The 20,200-nt window shown below is 59.6% G+C and carries 19 protein-coding genes; 8 read left to right on the forward strand and 11 right to left on the reverse strand.

Annotated elements, in window-relative coordinates; all coding sequences use genetic code 11:
* Positions 1-76: 76 nt before the first annotated feature.
* The 4 genes from recN to IEW18_RS19320 all read left to right on the forward strand — a co-directional run bounded on the left by recN (position 77) and on the right by IEW18_RS19320 (position 5,599).
* Positions 77-1,750, forward strand: a complete 1,674-nt coding sequence (gene recN / locus IEW18_RS19300) for a DNA repair protein RecN (RefSeq protein ID WP_188559521.1) — start codon at positions 77-79, stop codon at positions 1,748-1,750.
* A gap of 133 nt (positions 1,751-1,883) precedes the next feature.
* The gene (locus IEW18_RS19305; RefSeq protein ID WP_188559522.1) at positions 1,884-2,714 is read left to right on the forward strand and encodes an enoyl-ACP reductase FabI; all 831 of its coding nucleotides are present in this window, start codon (positions 1,884-1,886) and stop codon (positions 2,712-2,714) included.
* A 419-nt stretch (positions 2,715-3,133) separates the two neighbouring features.
* Complete coding sequence (gene cypC, locus IEW18_RS19315; protein ID WP_188559523.1) at positions 3,134-4,465, forward strand: CYP152 family fatty-acid peroxygenase CypC; 1,332 nt, start codon at positions 3,134-3,136, stop codon at positions 4,463-4,465.
* A gap of 183 nt (positions 4,466-4,648) precedes the next feature.
* Positions 4,649-5,599 (forward strand): pectinesterase family protein, encoded by a 951-nt coding sequence (locus tag IEW18_RS19320; protein ID WP_188559524.1) that lies wholly within the window; start codon positions 4,649-4,651, stop codon positions 5,597-5,599.
* Between the two features lie 12 nt (positions 5,600-5,611).
* Here the strand turns inward: IEW18_RS19320 and IEW18_RS19325 are convergent, their stop codons facing one another.
* Entirely contained in the window at positions 5,612-6,820 is a 1,209-nt protein-coding gene (locus tag IEW18_RS19325) for a porin (protein ID WP_188559525.1), read from the reverse strand.
* A gap of 325 nt (positions 6,821-7,145) precedes the next feature.
* Between IEW18_RS19325 and IEW18_RS19330 the strand changes: the two genes are divergently transcribed.
* The gene (locus IEW18_RS19330) at positions 7,146-8,108 is read left to right on the forward strand and encodes a pectinesterase family protein (protein ID WP_188559526.1); all 963 of its coding nucleotides are present in this window, start codon (positions 7,146-7,148) and stop codon (positions 8,106-8,108) included.
* Positions 8,109-8,144: 36 nt separating this feature from the next.
* On the opposite strand, the gene IEW18_RS19335 is transcribed toward IEW18_RS19330, so the two are convergent.
* A complete protein-coding gene (locus IEW18_RS19335; RefSeq protein WP_188559527.1) occupies positions 8,145-8,561 on the reverse strand; it encodes a hypothetical protein in 417 nt (138 codons plus the stop codon).
* A 197-nt stretch (positions 8,562-8,758) separates the two neighbouring features.
* On the opposite strand from IEW18_RS19335, the gene IEW18_RS19340 reads away from it, so the two are divergent.
* Positions 8,759-9,175 carry a TerB family tellurite resistance protein gene (locus IEW18_RS19340; RefSeq protein ID WP_188559528.1) on the forward strand — a complete coding sequence of 139 codons (417 nt, stop codon included), beginning with the start codon at positions 8,759-8,761 and terminating at the stop codon, positions 9,173-9,175.
* 43 nt (positions 9,176-9,218) lie between these two features.
* Here IEW18_RS19340 and IEW18_RS21765 read toward each other — a convergent pair whose 3' ends face one another.
* The 7 genes from IEW18_RS21765 to IEW18_RS19370 form a co-directional block, all read right to left on the reverse strand.
* Positions 9,219-9,371 carry a hypothetical protein gene (locus tag IEW18_RS21765; RefSeq protein ID WP_229728865.1) on the reverse strand — a complete coding sequence of 51 codons (153 nt, stop codon included), beginning with the start codon at positions 9,369-9,371 and terminating at the stop codon, positions 9,219-9,221.
* A gap of 12 nt (positions 9,372-9,383) precedes the next feature.
* Positions 9,384-9,791, reverse strand: a complete 408-nt coding sequence (locus IEW18_RS19345; protein WP_188559529.1) for an ACT domain-containing protein — start codon at positions 9,789-9,791, stop codon at positions 9,384-9,386.
* 152 nt (positions 9,792-9,943) lie between these two features.
* Entirely contained in the window at positions 9,944-11,014 is a 1,071-nt protein-coding gene (locus tag IEW18_RS19350) for an SDR family oxidoreductase (protein WP_188559530.1), read from the reverse strand.
* Between the two features lie 193 nt (positions 11,015-11,207).
* On the reverse strand, positions 11,208-12,212 hold the full coding sequence (locus IEW18_RS19355; protein ID WP_188559531.1) for a hypothetical protein: 1,005 nt from the start codon (positions 12,210-12,212) through the stop codon (positions 11,208-11,210).
* Positions 12,213-12,307: 95 nt separating this feature from the next.
* Positions 12,308-12,571 carry a barstar family protein gene (locus IEW18_RS19360; RefSeq protein WP_188559532.1) on the reverse strand — a complete coding sequence of 88 codons (264 nt, stop codon included), beginning with the start codon at positions 12,569-12,571 and terminating at the stop codon, positions 12,308-12,310.
* Positions 12,572-12,662: 91 nt separating this feature from the next.
* Positions 12,663-13,049 (reverse strand): hypothetical protein, encoded by a 387-nt coding sequence (locus tag IEW18_RS19365; protein WP_188559533.1) that lies wholly within the window; start codon positions 13,047-13,049, stop codon positions 12,663-12,665.
* Positions 13,050-13,106: 57 nt separating this feature from the next.
* Entirely contained in the window at positions 13,107-14,918 is a 1,812-nt protein-coding gene (locus IEW18_RS19370) for an ABC transporter ATP-binding protein (protein ID WP_188559534.1), read from the reverse strand.
* Between the two features lie 287 nt (positions 14,919-15,205).
* On the opposite strand from IEW18_RS19370, the gene IEW18_RS19375 reads away from it, so the two are divergent.
* Positions 15,206-15,682, forward strand: a complete 477-nt coding sequence (locus tag IEW18_RS19375; protein WP_188559535.1) for a hypothetical protein — start codon at positions 15,206-15,208, stop codon at positions 15,680-15,682.
* A gap of 92 nt (positions 15,683-15,774) precedes the next feature.
* On the opposite strand, the gene IEW18_RS19380 is transcribed toward IEW18_RS19375, so the two are convergent.
* Both IEW18_RS19380 and IEW18_RS19385 read right to left on the reverse strand, forming a co-directional pair.
* On the reverse strand, positions 15,775-16,746 hold the full coding sequence (locus IEW18_RS19380; RefSeq protein ID WP_188559536.1) for a proline iminopeptidase-family hydrolase: 972 nt from the start codon (positions 16,744-16,746) through the stop codon (positions 15,775-15,777).
* A gap of 119 nt (positions 16,747-16,865) precedes the next feature.
* On the reverse strand, positions 16,866-17,660 hold the full coding sequence (locus IEW18_RS19385) for an alpha/beta fold hydrolase (RefSeq protein WP_188559537.1): 795 nt from the start codon (positions 17,658-17,660) through the stop codon (positions 16,866-16,868).
* A gap of 241 nt (positions 17,661-17,901) precedes the next feature.
* On the opposite strand from IEW18_RS19385, the gene IEW18_RS19390 reads away from it, so the two are divergent.
* Positions 17,902-20,142, forward strand: a complete 2,241-nt coding sequence (locus IEW18_RS19390) for a xanthine dehydrogenase family protein molybdopterin-binding subunit (protein ID WP_188559538.1) — start codon at positions 17,902-17,904, stop codon at positions 20,140-20,142.
* Positions 20,143-20,200 lie beyond the last annotated feature (58 nt).

Consider the following 20,200-nt stretch of genomic DNA (forward strand, 5'->3'; position numbering starts at 1 on the left):
GACTAGGCTGTGCCTGGCCCGTAGCTTTTCCCTTTTGTTTGCTACGGCCGGCTGTTCGGCCCTCACGTGGATTGCTATGCTCGTTGACCTGCGCATCCGAAACTACGCCCTGATTGAGCAGCTGCAGCTGCAACCCTCGGCCCTTCTGAATATTATTACCGGCGAAACTGGCGCGGGCAAGTCTATCATGCTCGGGGCCATTGGTCTCTTGCTCGGCAACCGGGCCGATTCGCGCATGCTCTTCGACACGGAGAAAAAGTGCGTGATTGAAGGCCAGTTCGACATCAGCAGCTACCAGCTGCAGGACATCTTCGAAGCCGAAGACCTCGACTACGACACCCAGTGCATTCTGCGCCGCGAGATTAGTCCGGCCGGCAAGTCGCGCGCCTTTGTGAACGACACGCCCGTGACGCTGGAAACCCTGCGTAACATCGGGGCCAACCTCATGGATATTCACTCCCAGCACGACACGCTCTTGCTCGGGGATGCTGTGTTTCAGCTAAACCTACTGGATTTATACGCCGGTCTGGTGCCTACCCGCGCTCAGTACAGCAACGCCTACCGCCAGTACCGCAAGCTGGAGGCCGACCTGAAAGCCTTGGAAGACCAGGTAGCCCAAGCCAACAAGGAGCTGGACTACCATAGTTTTCTGCTTAGCGAGCTGGAGGATGCCCGCCTCGACAATGAGCAGCAGGACGAGCTGGAGCAAGAGGTAAAGGAGCTGGAGCACGCCGAGGAAATCAAGTTTAAGCTTACGTCGGCCCTGCAAAGCCTGACGGAAAGCGAGTACTGCGCCACCAGCGGCTTGAAGGAAGCCGCTACTCTGCTGGGCCAAATTACTGCCTACTCAGAGCAGGCCCGGGAGTTGAAAAACCGCCTTGACAGCTGCCTGATTGAGCTGCATGATATTGCCGATGAAATTGAGGTAGTAGAGCGCCGCACCGAAGGCGACCCCGCCCGCATTGACGAGCTGCAGAGCCGCCTGAATGTGCTCTACAACCTGCAGCGCAAGCACCAAGTCCGCGACGTGGTGGCTCTGCTGGCCGTGCGCTCTGACCTGCGCGACAAGGTAGGCTCCGTGCTCAACCTGGACAAGCAAATCAACCGCCTCCGCCGCGACGCGGAAGGGGCCCTGGCCACCGTAAAAAAGCAAGCGGGCCGCCTATCGGAAGCGCGCCGCAAGGTATTCCCGAAGTTCGAAAAGGAGCTGGTAGCCCTGCTGGCTGACCTGGGTATGCCCAACTCGCGCATCGTGGTGCAGCACCAGGAAGGTCCGCCCGCTACCAGCGGCATCGACGTCGTCAGCATCCTGTTCACGGCCAACAAAGGCGCTCAGCCCCAAACCCTGAGCAAAGCCGCTTCGGGCGGTGAATTCTCGCGGTTGATGCTGTGCATCAAGTACATGCTGGCCGATAAGACAGCGCTGCCGACCATTGTATTCGACGAAATTGATACCGGCATCAGCGGGGAAATTGCCGTGAAAGTGGGCCGCATGATGCAACAGATGGCCCGCAAGCACCAGCTCATTACCATCAGTCACCTGCCCCAGATGGCCGCCGCCGGCGACGCTCACTATTTCGTGTACAAGGAAGACCGCGCCGACCGCACCGTGAGCAATATCCGGGTGCTGAACCTGGAGGAGCGGATTCAGGAAATTGCCCAGATGATTTCGGGCGCCAACCCCAGCCAGCACGCCTACCAGAGTGCCCGCGAGCTACTGGCCATGCGCGGCGAGGAATTGGTAGGGTAGCGGCGAAATTGTGACATGGTGAAATTGTGAATTAGTGAATGGCTAACTTGGCAGCCGCTAAACTGGAGTTTCAAACGGTGCAGTGGAGTCCAATACATCAACGCACCTTTTCACTATCTCACCCTCTCACCACATGTCTAACAACTTACTCGCTGGCAAAGTCGGCATCATTTCAGGCGCGCTCAACGAAGATTCCATTGCCTGGAAAGTAGCCCTGAAGGCCCACGCCGAAGGGGCCCGCTTTGTGCTCACCAACGCCCCGCTGGCCATGCGCATGGGCGAAATCAACAAGCTTTCGGAGCAGTGCAACGCGCCCATCATCCCGGCCGATGCTACCTCTATGGAGGACCTGGAAAAGCTGTTCAGCGGTGCCCAGGAGCAGCTGGGTGGCAAGCTTGATTTCGTGTTGCACAGCATTGGCATGAGCGCCAACATCCGCAAGGGCAAGCACTACGGCGAGCTGAACTACGAGTGGTTTCAGAAGACCCTGGACGTATCAGCCCTGTCGTTCCACAAAATGCTGGCCGTAGCGGAAAAGCAGGACGCCTTGAACGAGTGGGGCTCGGTAGTAGCGCTGAGCTACATTGCCGCCCAGCGCGCCTTCCTCGACTACACGGATATGTCGCAGGCCAAAGCCGTGCTCGAAAGCATTGCCCGCAGCTACGGGCAGCGCCTGGGTAAGCTTAAGAAAGTACGCGTAAACACGATTTCTCAGTCGCCGACCAAAACCACGGCCGGCACCGGCATCAGTGGCTTCGACGCTTTCTACGAGTACGCCAACAAACTGTCGCCCCTGGGCAACGCCCCCGCCGAGGCCTGCGCCGACTACTGCATCAGCCTGTTTTCGGACCTGACCCGCTACGTGACCATGCAGAACCTCATGCACGACGGCGGCTTCAGCACCACCGGTATTTCGGAGGAAATCGTGGAGGCCATTACCGCCAGCATGTCGCAGAACTCGTAAGTGTTTATGCCCCATTGCTTATAAAAAGCCCGGCCTGCAGGTCGGGCTTTTTTCGTTTTATCCAGCGAATTGCGCTTCAATCTGTAGTTGGTCGTAATCCAGAATCAACTCATGGAAACGCTCATATAGGTGGCGCAGAAGGAATCAGCATCAGCAGTAGGAAAGGGAGTTTATGCTGTAAATTGAAGCGAAGGGAGATGTGCCAATCAGCAACTAAGGGACTCGCTACTGATACGCCGGGGTAACATGGCTGCAAGAAATGTGAAAGTGCAGAGGCCATAAAACAAATAAGTAGGCAAGAAGGCTCACGAAGTACAGCTCTTCTTCCCTAGCTCCTCCATATCCTCCGCCGCGCTAGGCCGTAGGACTAGGCACCATCCGTAGCCGCCACGTGGCCGCTTGTTCCTACCCTATCTGCCATGCCCGAACTTATCCGCGACCCAAGCCTCGACAGCACCCTGGATGTACTGCGCGAAGGCTACCCCTTTTTGTATAATCGCAGCCAGCGCTTCGACTCCGACATTTTTCAGATTCAGCTGATGGGCATGAAGGCCATTTGTCTGCACGGAGCCGAAGCCGCCGAGCTGTTCTACAACCCTAAGCTTTTTATTCGGAAGGGAGCCATTCCGCGCCGGGTACAGACAACGCTCATGGGCATAGACGCTATTCAGACCCGCGACAACGGGGAGCACCGCTGCCGTAAGGAAATGTTTATGTCCTTGATGGAGCCCGCCAGCCGGCAGCGGCTGATGAGTTTGCTGGCCGAGCAATGGCAGCGCTATGCTCACCGCTGGGAGCAGATGGACAGGGTAGTGCTCTTCCGCGAAGCCCAGGAAATCCTGTGCCGAGCGGCTTGTGCCTGGGCTGGGGTGCCGCTAGAGGAAAAGGAAGTGCGCCTGCGCGCCCGCGACTTTGGCAACATGGTGGATGGCTTCGGCGGGGTAGGGCCCCGACACTGGCACGGCAAGCAGGCGCGCAGCCGCGGCGAAAAGTGGATGCGCAGCATTATTCGCGCCATTCGGAAGGGGACACTGCCGGTGCAGGAAGGTACGGCTGCCCACACCGTAGCCTGGTATCGGGATGCAGAAGGCGAGTTACTGGATGTACAAATGGCCGCCATTGAGCTGATGAATGCCATTCGGCCCATTGTGGCCATTTCTACCTACATCACCTTCGCCGCCCTGGCCCTGCACGAGTACCCGCCTTACCGGCAGCTGCTGCGCGACCCCGCCGAGGACTACGCTGAGCTGTTTGTGCAGGAAGTGCGGCGCTATTTTCCGTTCACGCCGTTTGTGGGCGCGCTGGTGCGCGAGGATTTTACCTGGCACGGCTTCGAGTTTCCGAAAGGCACGATGGTGCTGCTGGATGTGTACGGCACCCTCCGCGACGAACGGTGGTGGCAGGACCCCGAGGTGTTCTGGCCCGAGCGGTTCCGGCAGTGGCAAGGAAGCCCCTACGACTTTATTCCGCAGGGAGGCGGCGAGTATCTGACGGGCCACCGCTGCGCCGGCGAGTGGATTACCATCGAGGCCATGAAGCAAGCCGTGCTGTTTCTCAACGACGGTATCCGCTACGACGTGCCAGCCCAAGACCTCAGTTATGACCTGACGCGCATGCCCACGCTACCCGCCAGCGGCTTCGTGATGACGGAAGTGCGCGCCACCGGCAAAGGTGCCTTGAACCTGCTGCCCACGCCCGCGGCCGGCAGTAACGTAGCCGTTGCGGCCGGTTGCCCGTTTCACAAGGGGTAAGCAAATGCCTTCAGGTAGTTAGTAAAGCCGTCCCAGATCCTGCCATGTAGCGGACCTGGGGCGGCTTACGTGTTAGGTAGGGTCTGACAACGTTCCCGACAACGTTTGCGCGGAAATAGCGGGGTGCAAGCAACTGAATCCAGCGGATTTCCAATAAGTTGCCGCTCTACCCACTTGTGCGCTATGAAATCCGTCCTGCTTTTCTTTCTGCTAGTCTGGCTGACGCTGGGCCGGGCCCTGGGCTATGATTTTGTGGTGGCGCAGGATGGCAGCGGGCAATTCCGGACGGTGCAGGAAGCCTTCAACGCCGTGCCCGACTTCCGCAAAAAAGTCACTACCATCTTCGTTAAAAAAGGGGTGTATAAGGAAAAGCTCATTCTGGCGGGCTCCAAAAACCTAGTGCGCCTGATTGGGGAAGAACGGGAGCAAACCATCCTGACTTACGACGACTACAACCAGAAGAAAAACATCTTCGGGGAAGAGAAAGGCACCTCGGGCTCCTCCAGCTGCTACCTCTACGGCGCCGACTTTACGGCTGAAAACCTGACGTTTCAAAACTCTGCGGGCCCCGTGGGACAGGCCGTGGCCGTGTGGGTGGCCGGCGACAAAGCCCGGTTTAAAAACTGCCGCTTCCTGGGCTTCCAAGACACGCTTTATACCTACGGCTACGGCAGCCGCCAGTACTACGAGGGCTGCTACATCGAAGGCACCGTGGATTTTATCTTCGGCAGCAGCACGGCCTGGTTTGAGGGCTGCACGATTTTCTGCAAAACCGGCGGCTTCGTTACGGCCGCTTCTACCCCCGATAGCACCCGTTACGGTTACGTGTTCAACCAGTGCCGCATTACCGGCAACGCGCCCGCCGGTAGCTTCTACCTCGGCCGGCCCTGGCGGCCCTACGCCAAAACGGTGTTCCTGCGCTGCGAGCTGGGCAAGCAAATAAAACCAGAAGGCTGGGACCCTTGGGACAAGGAAAGCAACAAGCAAACTGCCCGCTACGCCGAGTACCAGAGCCGCGGCCCCGGTGCCGCGCCCCGGCAGCGCGTGGCCTGGGCCCGGCAGCTTTCCGACGCCGAAGCCCAGCACTACACCCTGCAAACCGTGCTACGCGGTTGGGACCCCACCACCGACTAAGCTCCGCGGGCCCTAAAAGTTCAGTTGCGCTTGCAGGCGTAACAGGCCGCCGCGCTGGCGGTTATCGGGCTTCTGGAAATCTTCGAAACGGCGCGAGGAAAGCGTGTACATGGTTACCAGCTCGAAGCTGGGGACGGGTTGCCATTCAACCCCCAGCTCGGCCTCCCGAACGTGGTAGCTGCGTGCGTCCCGCTCGTGCTTCTTGCCCCCGTTGTAGTATTGCAGGCGCAGAAAGGGGTAAAATTGCTGCTGTTGGTAGCGTAGCCGGTAGTTCAGCTGCACGTAACCCCCGTGCAGGCGCTGGGTTTCAATGCTGTCCGTGCGAGGGTTGAACTCGGGGCCGCGGCCCACATTGTACTCCGTTTGGATGCCGAAGGGCTGGGGGTACAGCACCAAGGTAGCCGCCGCGCGCTGGTCGGGGTAGCGCAGGTCGGGGCGGTGCTTCACGCCGCTGGAAAGCTGGTCTTTGGCCACCACGTATTCGCCGGTATAGGCTTGCAGGGCTGGCTCCAGCAGTTGGCCGCCAATGGCCAGCGGATACGTGATGCGCGCTACCACGTGGCGCTGGTTGTTTAGCTCGGGACGGTTGGCGGTTTGCCCGTTGAATACGCCCAGGCCCACAACACCGTAGTCGCCCGACCCTTTCAGGCCCTCCTTTACCAGCTGGCTGAAGCGCTGGCGCACGGCGCTAGGGGCCCAGTACAAAAAAGCGCCCAAGTCTCGTTCGTTCGAGAGGGCGCTGTTCAGGGCATCGTTCCGGTCCAGGGCAAGTCGGTTCTGGCTCGACTGCATATTCTCGAAGCCAAAGGGCACCTTGCTCTGTCCTACCCGAACCCGAAACTGGCTGGCTTTATCAAGCCCTAAGTCGAGGTAGGCGTCGCGGAGCTGGGCAAAGTGCAGGGAAGTGCTGCCACTGGGGGTGCTGGCAAAATCGGGCTGCAGGTAAAAGTACACCCGCTCGTGGAGCTGCCCGTAGAAAATTACCCGAATACGTCGAAACGAAAACCCGCCATTGTTGCCCCAGGACCGGTCGCACTGTTCACAGGCCAAGTTGGGGTTGGTTTCCAGCAGCCGGTTGTAGCGCGCCTGCAGGTAGCCCCGGATGGCAAACGTTTCAAACCATTTTTTTGCCCCTGTTTTGGGTTGGGCTACGGAGTCGGTTGATTGACCCTGGGCATACCCCATTGTCAGGAACAACAGGCTGGTTAACAATTTTTTCATACAATGATAATGCTAAGGCAAAGTGCGGCATTACGTATTACTTCAATGTGACCAGTGTGTTACGGCAATGTTATCAATAGCCGAAGTGCCTGAAAGAGCAGAGCCTAAAGCGGTAAGACAGACCATGTCGAAAAATGACTTCCAGTATCAGGTAGCCAAGCGAGAGGCTCCACCGCTGGCTTGGCCCGACGGTTTCCTCTTACCGTTCACTTAGCCACTCTGCTTGGCAACGTTGCCGGCATCGTTTGCGCAGAAATTCCCGGCGCACGGCAGTAGTAGCTGCCGCCTGCCCGCGTAAGTTGTCAGCATGTTTACTTGCAAGACAATGAAGCGTCTGCTCCTGACCCTAATTGGCGTTCTGTGGCTGACAGTGGGCCGGGCGGCGGAGGCGGAGCTAGTGGTAGCTCAGGACGGCAGCGGACAGTTCCGGACGGTACAGCAGGCCATTGATGCAGCACCTGCACAGTCAGGACGGGAGGTAGTAATCCGCATCCGCCGGGGTACCTACCGGGAAAAACTGGTAGTGCCGGTAACTAAACCCCACCTTACTTTGCTAGGCGAAGACCGGGACCATACCATTCTGACTTTTGATGACCACAGCGGCAAGGGGGCCATCAACACTTATACCTCCTACTCGGTGTTGGTGGAAGGAGCTGACTTCACGGCTGAGAACCTCACGTTCCAGAATACGGCGGGCCGCACCGCGGGCCAAGCCGTGGCCCTGCACGTCGCCGCCGACCGGTGCACCTTCCGCAATTGCCGCATCCTCGGCGACCAGGACACCCTGTTTCTGGCCACGGCGCACACTCGCCAGTATTTCCGGCGCTGTTTCATTGAAGGTACTACCGACTTTATTTTCGGTAGCAGCACGGCCGTATTCGATAACTGCACCATCCGCAGCAAGAAAAACTCCCACATCACGGCCGCGGCTACGCCACCAGACCAAGCCTACGGCTTCGTGTTCCGGCGCTGCCGGCTCACGGCCGACACCACGCTGGCCACCAACGTATCGTTGGGGCGGCCCTGGCAGCCCCACGCCCAGGTTACGTACCTGCGCACGTTCATGGACCGCCACATCCGGCCCACCGGCTGGGACAACTGGAAAAAGCCCGAAAGCGAAAAAACGGCCCGCTACGCCGAGTTCCGCTCCACGGGTCCGGGCGCTACGCCAGCTCAGCGGGTAGGGTGGGCCCGGCAACTGCCGGCGCGGGAGGCGCGGCGCTACACGTTTCGGCACCTCTTCGCGGGGGGCGCCGGGGCGCCGGCCTGGCGCCCATCGCGGCGTTAGAACGCTGACGGAACTGCGGTGCGGGGTAGCTGCGGCCTAGGCCGGCACGTTGCGGGTGCGTAGCCACTGCTGGGCCGCGGCCAAGTCCTCGAACAAGTGAATGTCGAGCTGGTCGGCAATGCGGCTCTGCATATTCTCGACGGAAAGCTGCCCAAAAATATCCGGCGACACCACCTGCGCAATGTAGCGCAGACCAGCACCCATGATGAGCGGGGTCCAAACCTGCTGAATCCACTCGTTGGCCTCGGTGAAAGTGCCTACCAGCTCGCTGTGGTCGTTGAGCAGGTTGGGGCAGGGCTCCTCGCGCAGCATGTTCAGGTAGGTCAGGCCCCCGTCCATAATGGTGCCCAGGGTCTGGCGGCCATACCAGCGGGCATGAATCCAGTTCTCGCGTACGTTCCGCTCTACCGTCAGGTAGGTACTGTCATCTCCCCGACGCAACGAAGTAATCATGAACAAGTAAGTAAGAAGAAGTAAGGCTGGGTAAATGTCCCTTTGCCGTGAAGGACGCCGCAAGTAACGGCTTCTTATTGGTATTGTTTTGGGAGCCCGACCGTGTCAACCAGAGAATAACCTTCCGCAGGTGGCCGCGTTGAAACGAGCTACTGCCCCCAGCGGGCTTTTTCTGGCTACCACCCTTTCCTACAAACATGCAGGCGCAACACAACCTCGAAGACGTTTTAAACACGGAACAAAAGAAGCTGGCTTTCTACCAGAACCTGATTTTGCTGGCTGCCGCCGATGGGCAGCTGGACCAGAATGAAAGCGCGTTCCTGCTGCAAATTGGGCAACGCCTGGGCCTTACCTCCGAGCAGGTGCAGCCCATTGCCGACAATCTGGGTGTACTCAGCTTTATCGTGCCCGCCGACGGCCTGCAGCGCACCCTGGAGCTACAGACCCTGGTGCAGATGATGCTCCAGGACGGGCAGATTGACCCCCGCGAGTACGGCTTGTGCATGGAGTACGCCAACCGCATCGGCTACAGCAAAGAAATCCTCGATGACATGGTCAACCAGCTGGCCGGCGCCGGGCCCGTAGTCAACCGCAACCCGCCCACGGTCAGCTAAGGACCTGTTTTGCCTACTATTGGGTAACATGCAGGTAAACGAGCTACTGTTTGCGCAACGGTAGCTCGTTTACTTGTACCAGCACCGTGTCGCCAGCGGCCAGCTGTTGGCTAAGCGTGGGGCTAACCGTATTCGCCTCCAGGTAGTAGCTGAAGGCTTCCCCCAAAGTACTCAACTCAGCAAGCGGGTAGCCCACCGGCCGAGGTAGCTACTCTGCTGCCCCGGTAGCGGCTAGCTGTTGCAGTAGGCGGAGGGCTTTGTCGGCATCGGCGGCGGCCACGAAAATATGGTCGTGGTAATAGGCCGCTACGACGTTGCAGCTCACGCCGGCTTCGGCCAGTACGCGCGCGAAGGCCGCCGTCAGGCCCACGGCTTCCAGCGCAGAATGCACCGTAAGCGTAAGCCAGGCCGCCACAAAGGTGTAAGGCAGCGCTAGCCGGTCGGCGGTGGCTTGGGGCAAAATGACGGTCAGGCCCTCCTGCTCCCGGAATAAGCCCACAATGTCGGCTACCTCCAGGCCATCCAGGGAAGTTACCGTGCAGAAGACGTAGGTACCCGGCTGCAATTCCGGCTGCATGGTACGGAGTAAGCGGGTCAGGTTGGTTTCGCCGGGCATAGCGGTGGGGTTGCGGGTATTGTGCGTTCGGTTGAAGGTAGTGGCCTTTCCAGCGAAAAGTCACCGCACTAGGCTTCAGAACTAAGCCGGGCCCGGCTAACCATTACGTGCGTGGTTGGCCGGGCCCTGCTTGAGGAATAGTCGCGTGGTGGTTATGACGGAATCAGTCGGTCGGCGCGCAACTGCTCGAACAAATCGTAAAACGAGTCTTCCGTTGACTGATACTCCAGGAAGCCCCGCTTGCGGCTGTTACTCATGTCGGTCATTACCTCAATGGGGCGGCCCAGGTCCAGGTCGGTGTGCCAGGCTGAGGCCAAGCGGTTCAGATCGGGCTCCGTGAGGTGCTGGCGCTCGGCAATTTCTCGCCACGTGGCCTCATCCTGGCTTAGCTCAGCTTCCAGGGGGCGCACAGTGCCATCGAAGCCGGCGGCTTCTACCCCAAACCAAGCCGCCAGGCGGGGCCAGAGCCAGCTCCAGCGGAATACGTCGCCGTTGGTGATGTTGAAGGCCTGGTTGCGGGCAGCCTCGGTGGTAGCGGCCCAGCGCAGCTGCTTGGCAATGATGCGGGCATCCGTTACGTCGGAGAGGCCGTGCCACTGCGCCTCCGAGCCGGGCCAGCGGAAGGGGCGGCCGGTTTCCCGGCAGATGCTGGCGTACACGGCCAGGGTGGTGCCCATGTTCATCAGGTTGCCCACGGCCTTGCCGATAATGGTGTGAGGCCGGTGAATGCTCCAGCTAAACCCGTCGCGCTCAGCGGCGGCGTACACCTCGTCTTCCTGGGCGTAGTAAAAGTTGTCGAGGGGTAGGCGGGGCTGCTCCTCGCGCAGGGGCGTGGGCGGCAGCGCGCCGCCGTTGGCGTAGGCTTCAAACGGCCCGAGGTAGTGCTTAAGGCCCGTTACCAAGGCCACGTGCCGCACCGATTTTTTAGGGCGCAGGGCCTCCAGCACGTTGCGCACCAGGGCGCTGTTCACCCGGATGTTCTCGGTTTCAGTTTCCTGCCGCATCCAGGTGGTAAGAAACACGTGGGTAGGCGCGAGGTCAGCCAGGGCGGCTTGCAAACCAGTTGGGTCCAGCAAGTCGGCGGCTACGGGTTGCAGGCCCGGCACGTCGGGGCGCGGGTTGCGGGCCAGGCCGTAGGTAGTCCAGCCGTGGGCCAGCAGTTCCTGGGCCAGATTGCTGCCAATGATGCCGCTGGCACCCACTATCAGGGCAATTTTTTCCATGTTGCAAAGTCAGGTTTCAAAAAGCCGCGCGTGCGGCGGCAGAAGCCTCTACAACAGATGAAAAGCAAAATTGGCCCGTCCGGTTGAGCTTGATTGCTGGGTTAAGTCACCAAAACAAGGTAGGCCAGCGGGTTAGGCGGGGCTCGATTTCAGTGCGATACCCCAGCCCGCCTTACCCTGCCGCCGGCCACGCCTACTTCTTGCGCAGATACAGCAAAGTCGACTGGTTGGAAGGGCCGTACTTGTCGTTAATCAGAAAATACCCGCCTTTGTAAGCGGCCAGCCCTTCCCAGTTATAGGTCTGGTACTGCGCGGGCAGCTCAAACAGGGGCTTCCAGCGCAGCTGGTGGCGCCGGTAGCGCAGGCTGATCAGGCGGCAATAGTTCTTGTAGCCAGCCCCCGCCTGAATAAACCGGGCATTGGGGTCTGGGGCCGGGGTGCGGTACACGCTGTCATCGTTGCCACTATAGAAGTAGTTGATGGCCGTGAAGCGGTTTTTCCCCTCGGGCACCAGGTCCGTTACCCGGAAGGGCAGCCGGCGCAGGGGCACGTACTGCGGAATATCGGGGGTAGTAGCGGCAGTGGGCAGGCGGTAGGCGTAGTTGTCGTGGGTAAAGTAGTTGTACTCGTAGAGCAGGAGCAGGCTGTTGTCGTAGCTGGCCAGGGCCTCAAAGCCGGCGTTGTAGACGTGGGTGCCGTTGGTCAGGGCAGGCTTGGGCAGGGGCACCAGGTAGCGGGTATCCAGCGTAATGGTTGCTGCCGCATCGTTCAGCTCGCCTTTGATCAGGTAGCAGTACGGCGAAGGGGTGGCCGTTTCAATGGAGAAGTAGGCTACGTCGCCGAGCATGGTCAGGCCTTCCAGCCCTTCGTAGATCTGGCCGGCGCTGTCCAGCCGGGCCCGGATTTTATCCAGGTTCACCAGGGCGTACTTCTTATAGGTTAACGGCTGGGTTTCCTGGGCCAGCTGGGCCTGCACACTACCTAAGTCCAGGGCGTACACTTTGGCCTCGGCACGCTCCTGCAAGCGGCTTTCCGAGAGTAGCAGCAGCTGATTACCACGGCAGTACAGCCCGGAGAACTGGTTGTTGCGGTCCGCAATTTCCGCCGGTAGCGTTAGGGTGTGCATGGTGAACGGAGCCTTCTGGGCCCGAGCAGAAAGGCAAGCGGTTAGCACTACGGCCAGCAGGAAATACTTCATAGAGGCAAAGCGAATGAGCTTCTAAAGGTAGGGGCCTGGCCACACCAGGCAACGGCCGCCCGGCCTACTCCAGTAGGAGTAGCATCACTTCATCCTTAGTCCAGCATCATGCGCTTCGGGGCCATTTCCTGGTTATAATCCTGAATTACCCGCCGCAGAATTTCCATGTCGCGGGGGCAGGAGCGGGCAAATTCCTCCCAGTTGGTCAGCGTAAGCACGGGCGGCATTTCTACAATGGCTACCACGGAATCCCAGAAGGCATCCCAGCTCGGGCCGTACCACTCCTCAAAGCCCAGCTTCTCCTTGAACAACTGGTGAATGGCCGTTTTGCTGGTAATGCCGGTCAGGTCGAGGGTCATATGGTGCGCTTCGGGGTCATTCCCGTAGTAACCGAATGTTGCAGGGCAGTGACAGGCAGATTTTTGCTGTAGACTGCTGATAGTCTTTTTACTACATCTGCTGCTCAGTTCTCAAAACATTCCGCGTTGAGTCAGAAATCAATAGGAATTGTTGCTGAATATATCCATCTAAGCGAGGAAAGCCAGCCTCCGGCAACGATACCTGACACCAGCCATCGGCCTGTATCCTCGCTAAATCCACGGTGCTACCTCCGGCAACTGTGCCAATAACGTGAGAAGCCCGCGCTGTATCAGTAGCCATTGAATACACGGGCACTTGTTTTCCAATCACCAAGACAGGGTGGTTAGTTGGCCCTATCATGTAATTAATCCAGGATATAACAGCTATGTTGAAAGCTAAAACCCAAGCAGCTAATTGTAGCCCATTCACGCACCACTTGCCGCCACGAAATTCTACCGGGGTAATTTTAAAACTCATCTGTAGTTAAAGATTATAGGAATTTTAAAAGTAAGCAGACTCTACCATAGATTGTACTCACGCGGCCGTGTCGCCTACCTCGTCCTCGTCGTCGGCCATCACGCGGGCCAGCTTTTCGATGTTGAGGCTGCGGGCCGAGGCGTCGAAGATTTCGCGGTAGGTGCCGCGCCGGTCGTAGAGCTGCTCGTGGGTGCCGCTTTCCGCCATGCGGCCCTGCTTCATCACGTAAATGCAGTCTGAGTCTACAATCTGGGCCAGGCTGTGGGAAATGATGACCACCGTGCGGCCCTGCTTGATGGCATCAAGAGAGTTTTTGATTTGCTCGGTGGCAATGGCGTCCAGGGAGGCGGTGGGCTCGTCGAGAAAGATAATGGGCGGGTTTTTCAGGAACAGCCGCGCAATGGCAATGCGCTGCTGCTGCCCGCCGGAAAGCTGCTGGGCGTCGCTCTGGTAGCCGTGGGGCAGCTCCAGTATCTGCTCGTGCAGGTAGGCTTGCCGGGCGGCGGCCTGAATCTGGGGCAGGGTAGCGTTCATTACGCCGTAGCGGATGTTTTCCTCAATGGTACCTTTGAAGATGTGGTTTTTCTGCAGTACCAGCCCAATTTGCTGGCGCAGGGTGTGGGTGTCGTAGTCGGCCAGGGGCTTGCCATCGAGCAGCATTTTGCCCCGGCCGGGGGTGTAGAACTTGCAGAGCAGGTTGATGATGGTGCTTTTGCCGGCCCCGCTCAAGCCCACCAGGGCGGTCGTCTTTCCGGCCTCAATAGTTAGGCATACGTCGTGCAGGGCCTGGGTGCCATTGGGGTAGGTGAAGTCTACGTTGCAGATGTCGAAGGTGCCCCGCAGGTGGGTAGGCTGGAGCGGACCGGTAGGCTCCACCGCATCCTCAGCATCCAGAATATCAAAGAAGCCCTCGGAGTACGTAAGCGCGTCGTTCATCTCGTCGTAGATGCGGTGCAGCTGCCGGATGGGCGCCGACACGTTGTTGAACAGCAGAATATGAAACATAATGGCCCCGATGCTGATCTGCCGATCCAGCACCAAGTAGGCCGTCAGGATGATGATGAGCACTACCCCAATCTGCTCGGTGAAGGTTTTGAGGCCGTCGTAGAGAAAGTTGGTTTTGCGCGTTTCCAGCTGAGCCGTCTGCAGGTGTTGCTGGGTCTGGGCCTGCTTCTGCTCCTCGTAGTCTTCGCGCACGAAGCTCTTGATGACCACCGCCGAATCAATCAGGTTCACGAGGCCCTGGCTTTTGGCCTCGCGCAGACCGCGCAGGGCCCGGCGGGTACCGTTGAGCTTGTCGGCCTGGCGGTAGCTTAGCCAGAAGTACACGGGCAGCACCGCCACCGCCACTAGCCCCACGTACACGTTGGCCATAAACATAATCACCAGCGCCACGATGGAGTTGGCAAATAGAGGCAGAATGTCAATAAAGAAGTTCTGCACCAGCTTCATCAGGCTTTCCACGCCCCTATCTATGCGGGTCTGGAGCTTGCCGGTTTGGTTGCCGCTGTCGGAGTAAAAGCCGAGCTGATAGCTGAGCACCTTGTGCACCGCATCCTGGGAAAGGGTGCTCGAGACGTTGATGCGAATTTTCTCGCCGTAGAACTTCTGCCCAAACTGGATCAGCGTGTTTACAACCTCCTTGCCCAGCAGCAGCCCGCTTACCAGCAGCAGCAGGTTGGCGCCTTCTACCAGACCCTGGTTGCGGTCCAGCATGCCCTGCACCGTATCCACGGTGTAGCGCAGCACAAAGGGATTTACCTGAGCGGCCAGGGAGCCCACCAGCGTCAGAAGCAGGGTGGCAATAACTAGTCCCCGGTAGGGCCGCACGTACGGAATCAGGCGCTTTATAATTTCCCAGAGGCTCATGCAAAATCGGGTAAGTAAGGGGGTAGCCGGTTAGACGAGCTTCGTGGGGTAGGGGTTTACTGGAAGGGCCGCTACCTCCCACTCAGGCACCAAGGGCCAAAGGGCTTGCCGGCACAACTGTGGTGCGGGTGATGACGGCCCCGGCTCTTTCAGAGTCATAAAAATTGTATATAAGTAAGAATATGCGTTGATGTTTTAATTTTTGTAAAATACATAGGTGTATGCTTGTCATAATGTTTCAACTGTAGCATATTATTGTATTCCTATTAGAGTCAACCCACCCGCGTATGTTCTCTTTTATTGACTTATACTCACCAGTTTCTGGTAACAAGCTAGGTAAGATACTGCTGGTTGTACTAGCCGGCGCCTTGCAGAGCTGCGCCAGCGGCTATAAGCAGCCCCAGGCCATAAGCAATAGCCTGCGTACGCCAGAGGTTGCGCCCATGGAGCTCAACCGCTTTAGCGTAGCTCCCGCCGCCAAAGCGGTTGAGCTACAGTGGGAAACGGTAGCCGAATTAGGCTGCGCCTACTTTATTGTGGAGCGTAGCCCCGACAACATCAGCTTTACGGCCATTGGCCAGGTGCCCGGCGACGATATGGCCATTGCCCCTACCACGCACGAGTTTACTGACCGCCAGCCGCTGGCATCAATGACTTACTACCGGCTGCGGCAGGTTGACCTGAATGGGGTAGTACACGCCGGCCCCACGCGCACCTATGACGCGCAGCCCGGCGTCAGCTGGAAGCAGCTGGCCCGCTTTTAACCCCGGGGTGCTACCCGCGTCACGCGCCCCCGCCCTCCAAAGAAAAAAGCTGCCTATGAGCAGCTTTTTTCTTTGGGTAAAATGGTAACGAGCTACCCCTTGCGCTCCGTCTTGCGCAAAAACTTAATCAGGGCAGGGAAATAATGCTCGGGGTCGTCCCACATGGCATAGTGTGAGCCGTTGGGACAGATGTACTGCTGGCAGTTAGGAATGTGCTTCTGCATGTAGGCTATGTCCTGGGTGGGCACGAAGTCGTACTTCGAGCCGATAACCAGCGTGGGCGTCCTGATGGAAGCCAGCCGGTCGGAGAAGTCCCAGGAAACCATGGTGGGCAGCATATAGCCCGCGTTTTTTCGGATGATGTGGGCTTGGCTGCAGGTAAAAGTGGCTGGCTCCGGCGTCCGGCGCATCATGTGCAAGCTGCGGAACTCGGTTTGCACGGCCGGGGTGATATAGCCCGATAGGGTTGCCAAGCCCATGGTATCGAGGCCAGCTACCGTTTTGCCTTCCTTGGCCGCATGCCGGCGAATAACATCGGCATACTGGCTGTAGCGGTGCTTGTTAAAGACGGTGGCCTTGTAGCCGATGTCGGAGGTAATCAGGCCCTTCAGGTGCTGCGGATACTTGGCGGCATATTCCAGCGCCAGCATACCGCCCCAGGAGTGGCCCAGCAGGTAAAAGTTATCCAGGCCCAGCCCCTGACGAACCTGCTCGACTTCCTCCACAAAGCGCGGCAGGTTCCAGACGCTCTTATCCTCGGTTTTATCAGAGTGGTAGGAGTTGAGCTGGTCGTAGTAATAGATTTCGACGCCTTCCTTACGCAGGTGCTCTGGAAAATTCTCGAAGTACTCGTGGGTATTGCCAGGGCCGCCGTGCAGAAGCAGCAGCTTGATTTTGCCTTCCCCCACCTTCTGGGTCCAGACTTTGTACTTCCCATCAACGGGTATCATCTTCACGCCCGGCGCCTGCATTTTGGCAATGTAGCTGCTGTCGGTGGCCTGCGCCTTACCCAAAAAAGGAAAGGCCAGTGAGAGGAAGGCGGGTAGAAAAGTGCGGAATAGCATGGGGTGAGGTGGGTAGGAAAGAAGGCAGCTCGCAGAAGCCGGGCCCCGGCGGCCCGTTATGGGCCGGAAGATGCGCAAAATTTTCGGCCACGTATTCGCCGGGATGATCCACCCAGGCTTTAAGCGTGCACGAAGGAGTCCATAACGCTAAGCATTTCGGCTGGGGCGCTTACGTGGGGGCAGTGGCCGGCTACGGGCAGCGTCACGAGGGTAGCCTGGGGAATAGCCGCGCGCAGGTAGTCGCCTACCTCTAGGGGCGCAATCAGGTCTTGGGCGCATTGCACTAGCAGGCAGGGCACTTGTAGCTTGGTCACGTCCAGGCGGTTATCAGACAGGAAGGTAACGCGGGCAAAATCTTTGGCAATGGCCGGGTCGTTCTGGCAGAAGCTATGCACCAGGGACGCAACCAAGGAGGGTTGGTCGGGTGAGCCCATCAGAAAGGGAACAAAGGAATCTACCCACCCCACGTAATCCTTTTCCATAAACGCCAGCATGTCTTCGATATCCGTCTGCTCGAAGCCCCCGTGATATTCGGCCTGGTTTAGGTAGCACGGCGAGGGACAAACCAACATCAGCTGCCGGAAGTAAGCCGGCTCCCGGATGGCTGCCAGTACGCCAATCATGGCTCCTACCGAGTGCCCGATGAGCGTAACCTGGGTTAGGCGCAGGTGCTGGCAGATGTCGAGCACATCCTGGGCGTAGCCTTCCAGTGACTTGTACTTTTGGGGCACGTAAGCCGCCGCATCCGATAAGCCAGTGCCAACGTGGTCGAAGAGAATCAGCTGAAACCGCTCGGAAAAAGCCGGGATGATATAGCGCCAAATGCTTTGGTCGCACCCGAAGCCATTGACAAAAAGTAGGGTCCGGGGGCCGTGCCCGAGAACCCGTACGTTGTTGCGTTTGAGGATATTCATGGTGAGTTGATGACTAGCGGGGTGAGGCGCTGCATGAAACTTACGTGCAGATATACGGAGAGTAGCAACCTTTATCTTTATTAAGGTAATAAGATATACTCAAGCAAGTACGGCCCAGCGGAGTGGGGAAAGGTGGGGCGGTTGCGCAGCTTTCCTGCCAGCTCCTCCGTATTGCTACCAGGCGCGGGTAGTCCTGCCGTCGGGTGCCGGCCCGGAGCCGGTGGGTTATGTTGTAGCGCGCATGGAAAATCACCTCTTCGCCTCCTCCCCGCTGGGAGCCCCGCTCAGTCGGGTTGATGGCCGCCAGAAAGTAACCGGGCAGGCGCGGTACGCCGCCGAACACGCCGTACCCGGCGTAGTGCACGGCGTGCTGCTGACCAGTACCGTTGCCCGGGGCCGTATCAAGGCCCTCGATACGGGGGCGGCCGAAAAAGCGCCGGGCGTGCTGGCCGTCCTCACGTACCGCAACTCGCCGGGCGTGCCCGCTTACCAGGAGGCCGCCGCCAACAACAATCCGCGCTTGGCCGGGCAGGAGCTGCGCGTATTCCACGACGAGCAGATTCACTTCAGCAACCAGCCCGTGGCGCTGGCCATTGCCGCTACCCTGGAGCAGGCCCAGCACGCGGCCACGCTGGTGCGGGTGCAGTACGAAGAAACCCCACCCGAAACCAACCTGGCTGAGCACCGCGCCCGGGCCCGCAAACCCCAGAAAGCCGACGATTACCTGCGCGGCCAGCCCGATGCCTACCGGCAGGCACCCGTGCGGATAGAGCAGGAATACCGTACGCCGGTGCAGGTGCACAACCCCCTGGAGCCCCACGCCGCCATTGCCCGCTGGGACGGCCCCCGGCTAACGGTATACAGCAAAACTCAGGCTCCGACCCTGGCCCGGCAGGACCTGATGCGCATGTTTAAGCTAGCCCCCGATGCCGTGCAGGTACATTCGCCCTTTGTGGGTGGGGCTTTCGGGGGCGCCTCGCGCATCTGGCCCCAGGAGGTGGCCGCCATTCTGGGGGCGAAGCTGGTGGGGCGGCCGGTGAAGGTGGCCCTCACGCGCAGCCAGATGTTCAACCTGGTAGGGTACCGGCCGCATTCCATCCAGAAGGTAGGCGTGGGCGCTACCCCCGATGGCCGGCTCCTAGGTATCACCCACGAAGCGTACGGGCAGACCTCCCGCCACGAGGAGTTTGCCGAGCGCATCGTGGACCCGACCAAATCGGCCTACCAGTGCCCCAACCTCAATACCCGCTACCAGCTTGTGCCCCTGGATCTGAGCACGCCTGCCTGGACGCGTGGCCCCGGCGAAGCCAGCGGCTCCTTTGCCCTGGAATCGGCGATAGATGAGCTGGCCGTGGCGTTGCGCCTGGACCCGCTGGCCCTGCGCCTGAAGAACTTTGCCGCCACCGACCCCGTGGGCAACAAACCCTGGTCGAGCAACCAGCTGCGGGCCTGCTATGAGCGCGGGGCTGAGCGCTTCGGCTGGAGCAAGCGCCCCGCCCAGCCCCGCGCTACCCGGCAGGGTGAGTGGCTGGTGGGCTGGGGCATGAGCATGGGCATTTACAAGGCGGAGCGAACCAAGGCGGCCGTCCGCGCCCAGCTCTTTGCCGATGGCCAGCTCCTTATGCAAAGCGCCACCGCCGACGTAGGCCCCGGCACGGCCACCATCATGAGCCAGATTGCAGCCGCGGCCAGTGGGGTGCCCGTGCAACACATCCGCTTTGAGTTGGGCAACTCCTCGCTGCCGCCTGCGCCGGGGCAGTTTGGCTCCCACACCGCCGCCTCAGTGGGGGCGGCGGTGCACGCAGCGGGCACGGCCCTGCAACAGCAACTGCTGGAGCTGGCGGCCCGCGTCCCAGCCTGGGCCAAGTACCGCCTGCAACCCACCGACTTAGTAGCCGAAAACGGCACCGTGCGCTTAAAGCAAACCCCCGGCACGGCGCTTTCCTACGCCGCTATTCTGCGGGAGCACAGTCTGATGGGGCTTGACTTGACCCGGGAAGTAGATAAAGGGCCGGAGCAAGAGGCGCACTCCGGTAAGTCCTTCTGCGCCAACTTTGTGGAAGTGCGCGTGCACGAGCCAACCGGTACGGTGCGGGTTAGTCGGGTAGTGTCGGCCCTGGATGTGGGGCGGGTGCTGAACGCCCAAACGGCCCGCAGCCAGGTGTACGGCTCCGTGGTATGGGGCATTGGCCTGGCCCTGCTGGAGGACGCCCGCCTGGACCACCGGTACGGGCGCTTCGTGAACAACCAGCTGGCCGAATACCATGTGCCCGTCAGTGCCGATATACCGGATATTGACGTGCTGTTCATCGACGAGCCCGACCCCCACCTAAACGCCATGGGCGCCAAAGGCCTGGGCGAGATTGGACTGATTGGCTTCACGGCCGCCGTGGCCAACGCCGTGTACCACGCTACCGGCCAGCGCATCCGGGAACTGCCCATTACGCCCAGTAAGCTGCTGGGAAGTGGAGCGCGTAGCTGAGCGCCAGCGGGTAGGGGAGCCGCCGTAGCAGGCAACTGCTTCTCGGTTGCGAGTTAAT

Source organism: Hymenobacter glacieicola (assembly GCF_014640315.1).
Lineage (GTDB): Bacteria > Bacteroidota > Bacteroidia > Cytophagales > Hymenobacteraceae > Hymenobacter > Hymenobacter glacieicola.

What these genes read in the sequence shown, in the direction of transcription:
- IEW18_RS19365 (WP_188559533.1), bottom strand. Translation starts at nt 13,049, where the DNA reads ATGAGTTTTAAAATTACCCCGGTAGAATTTCGTGGCGGCAAGTGGTGC.
- IEW18_RS19305 (WP_188559522.1), top strand. Translation starts at nt 1,884, where the DNA reads ATGTCTAACAACTTACTCGCTGGCAAAGTCGGCATCATTTCAGGCGCG.
- IEW18_RS19350 (WP_188559530.1), bottom strand. Translation starts at nt 11,014, where the DNA reads ATGGAAAAAATTGCCCTGATAGTGGGTGCCAGCGGCATCATTGGCAGC.
- IEW18_RS19340 (WP_188559528.1), top strand. Translation starts at nt 8,759, where the DNA reads ATGCAGGCGCAACACAACCTCGAAGACGTTTTAAACACGGAACAAAAG.
- IEW18_RS19320 (WP_188559524.1), top strand. Translation starts at nt 4,649, where the DNA reads ATGAAATCCGTCCTGCTTTTCTTTCTGCTAGTCTGGCTGACGCTGGGC.
- IEW18_RS19345 (WP_188559529.1), bottom strand. Translation starts at nt 9,791, where the DNA reads ATGCCCGGCGAAACCAACCTGACCCGCTTACTCCGTACCATGCAGCCG.
- IEW18_RS19370 (WP_188559534.1), bottom strand. Translation starts at nt 14,918, where the DNA reads ATGAGCCTCTGGGAAATTATAAAGCGCCTGATTCCGTACGTGCGGCCC.
- IEW18_RS19330 (WP_188559526.1), top strand. Translation starts at nt 7,146, where the DNA reads ATGAAGCGTCTGCTCCTGACCCTAATTGGCGTTCTGTGGCTGACAGTG.
- IEW18_RS19355 (WP_188559531.1), bottom strand. Translation starts at nt 12,212, where the DNA reads ATGAAGTATTTCCTGCTGGCCGTAGTGCTAACCGCTTGCCTTTCTGCT.
- IEW18_RS19360 (WP_188559532.1), bottom strand. Translation starts at nt 12,571, where the DNA reads ATGACCCTCGACCTGACCGGCATTACCAGCAAAACGGCCATTCACCAG.
- recN (WP_188559521.1), top strand. Translation starts at nt 77, where the DNA reads ATGCTCGTTGACCTGCGCATCCGAAACTACGCCCTGATTGAGCAGCTG.
- IEW18_RS19385 (WP_188559537.1), bottom strand. Translation starts at nt 17,660, where the DNA reads ATGAATATCCTCAAACGCAACAACGTACGGGTTCTCGGGCACGGCCCC.
- cypC (WP_188559523.1), top strand. Translation starts at nt 3,134, where the DNA reads ATGCCCGAACTTATCCGCGACCCAAGCCTCGACAGCACCCTGGATGTA.
- IEW18_RS19390 (WP_188559538.1), top strand. Translation starts at nt 17,902, where the DNA reads ATGGAAAATCACCTCTTCGCCTCCTCCCCGCTGGGAGCCCCGCTCAGT.
- IEW18_RS19325 (WP_188559525.1), bottom strand. Translation starts at nt 6,820, where the DNA reads ATGAAAAAATTGTTAACCAGCCTGTTGTTCCTGACAATGGGGTATGCC.
- IEW18_RS19335 (WP_188559527.1), bottom strand. Translation starts at nt 8,561, where the DNA reads ATGATTACTTCGTTGCGTCGGGGAGATGACAGTACCTACCTGACGGTA.
- IEW18_RS19375 (WP_188559535.1), top strand. Translation starts at nt 15,206, where the DNA reads ATGTTCTCTTTTATTGACTTATACTCACCAGTTTCTGGTAACAAGCTA.
- IEW18_RS19380 (WP_188559536.1), bottom strand. Translation starts at nt 16,746, where the DNA reads ATGCTATTCCGCACTTTTCTACCCGCCTTCCTCTCACTGGCCTTTCCT.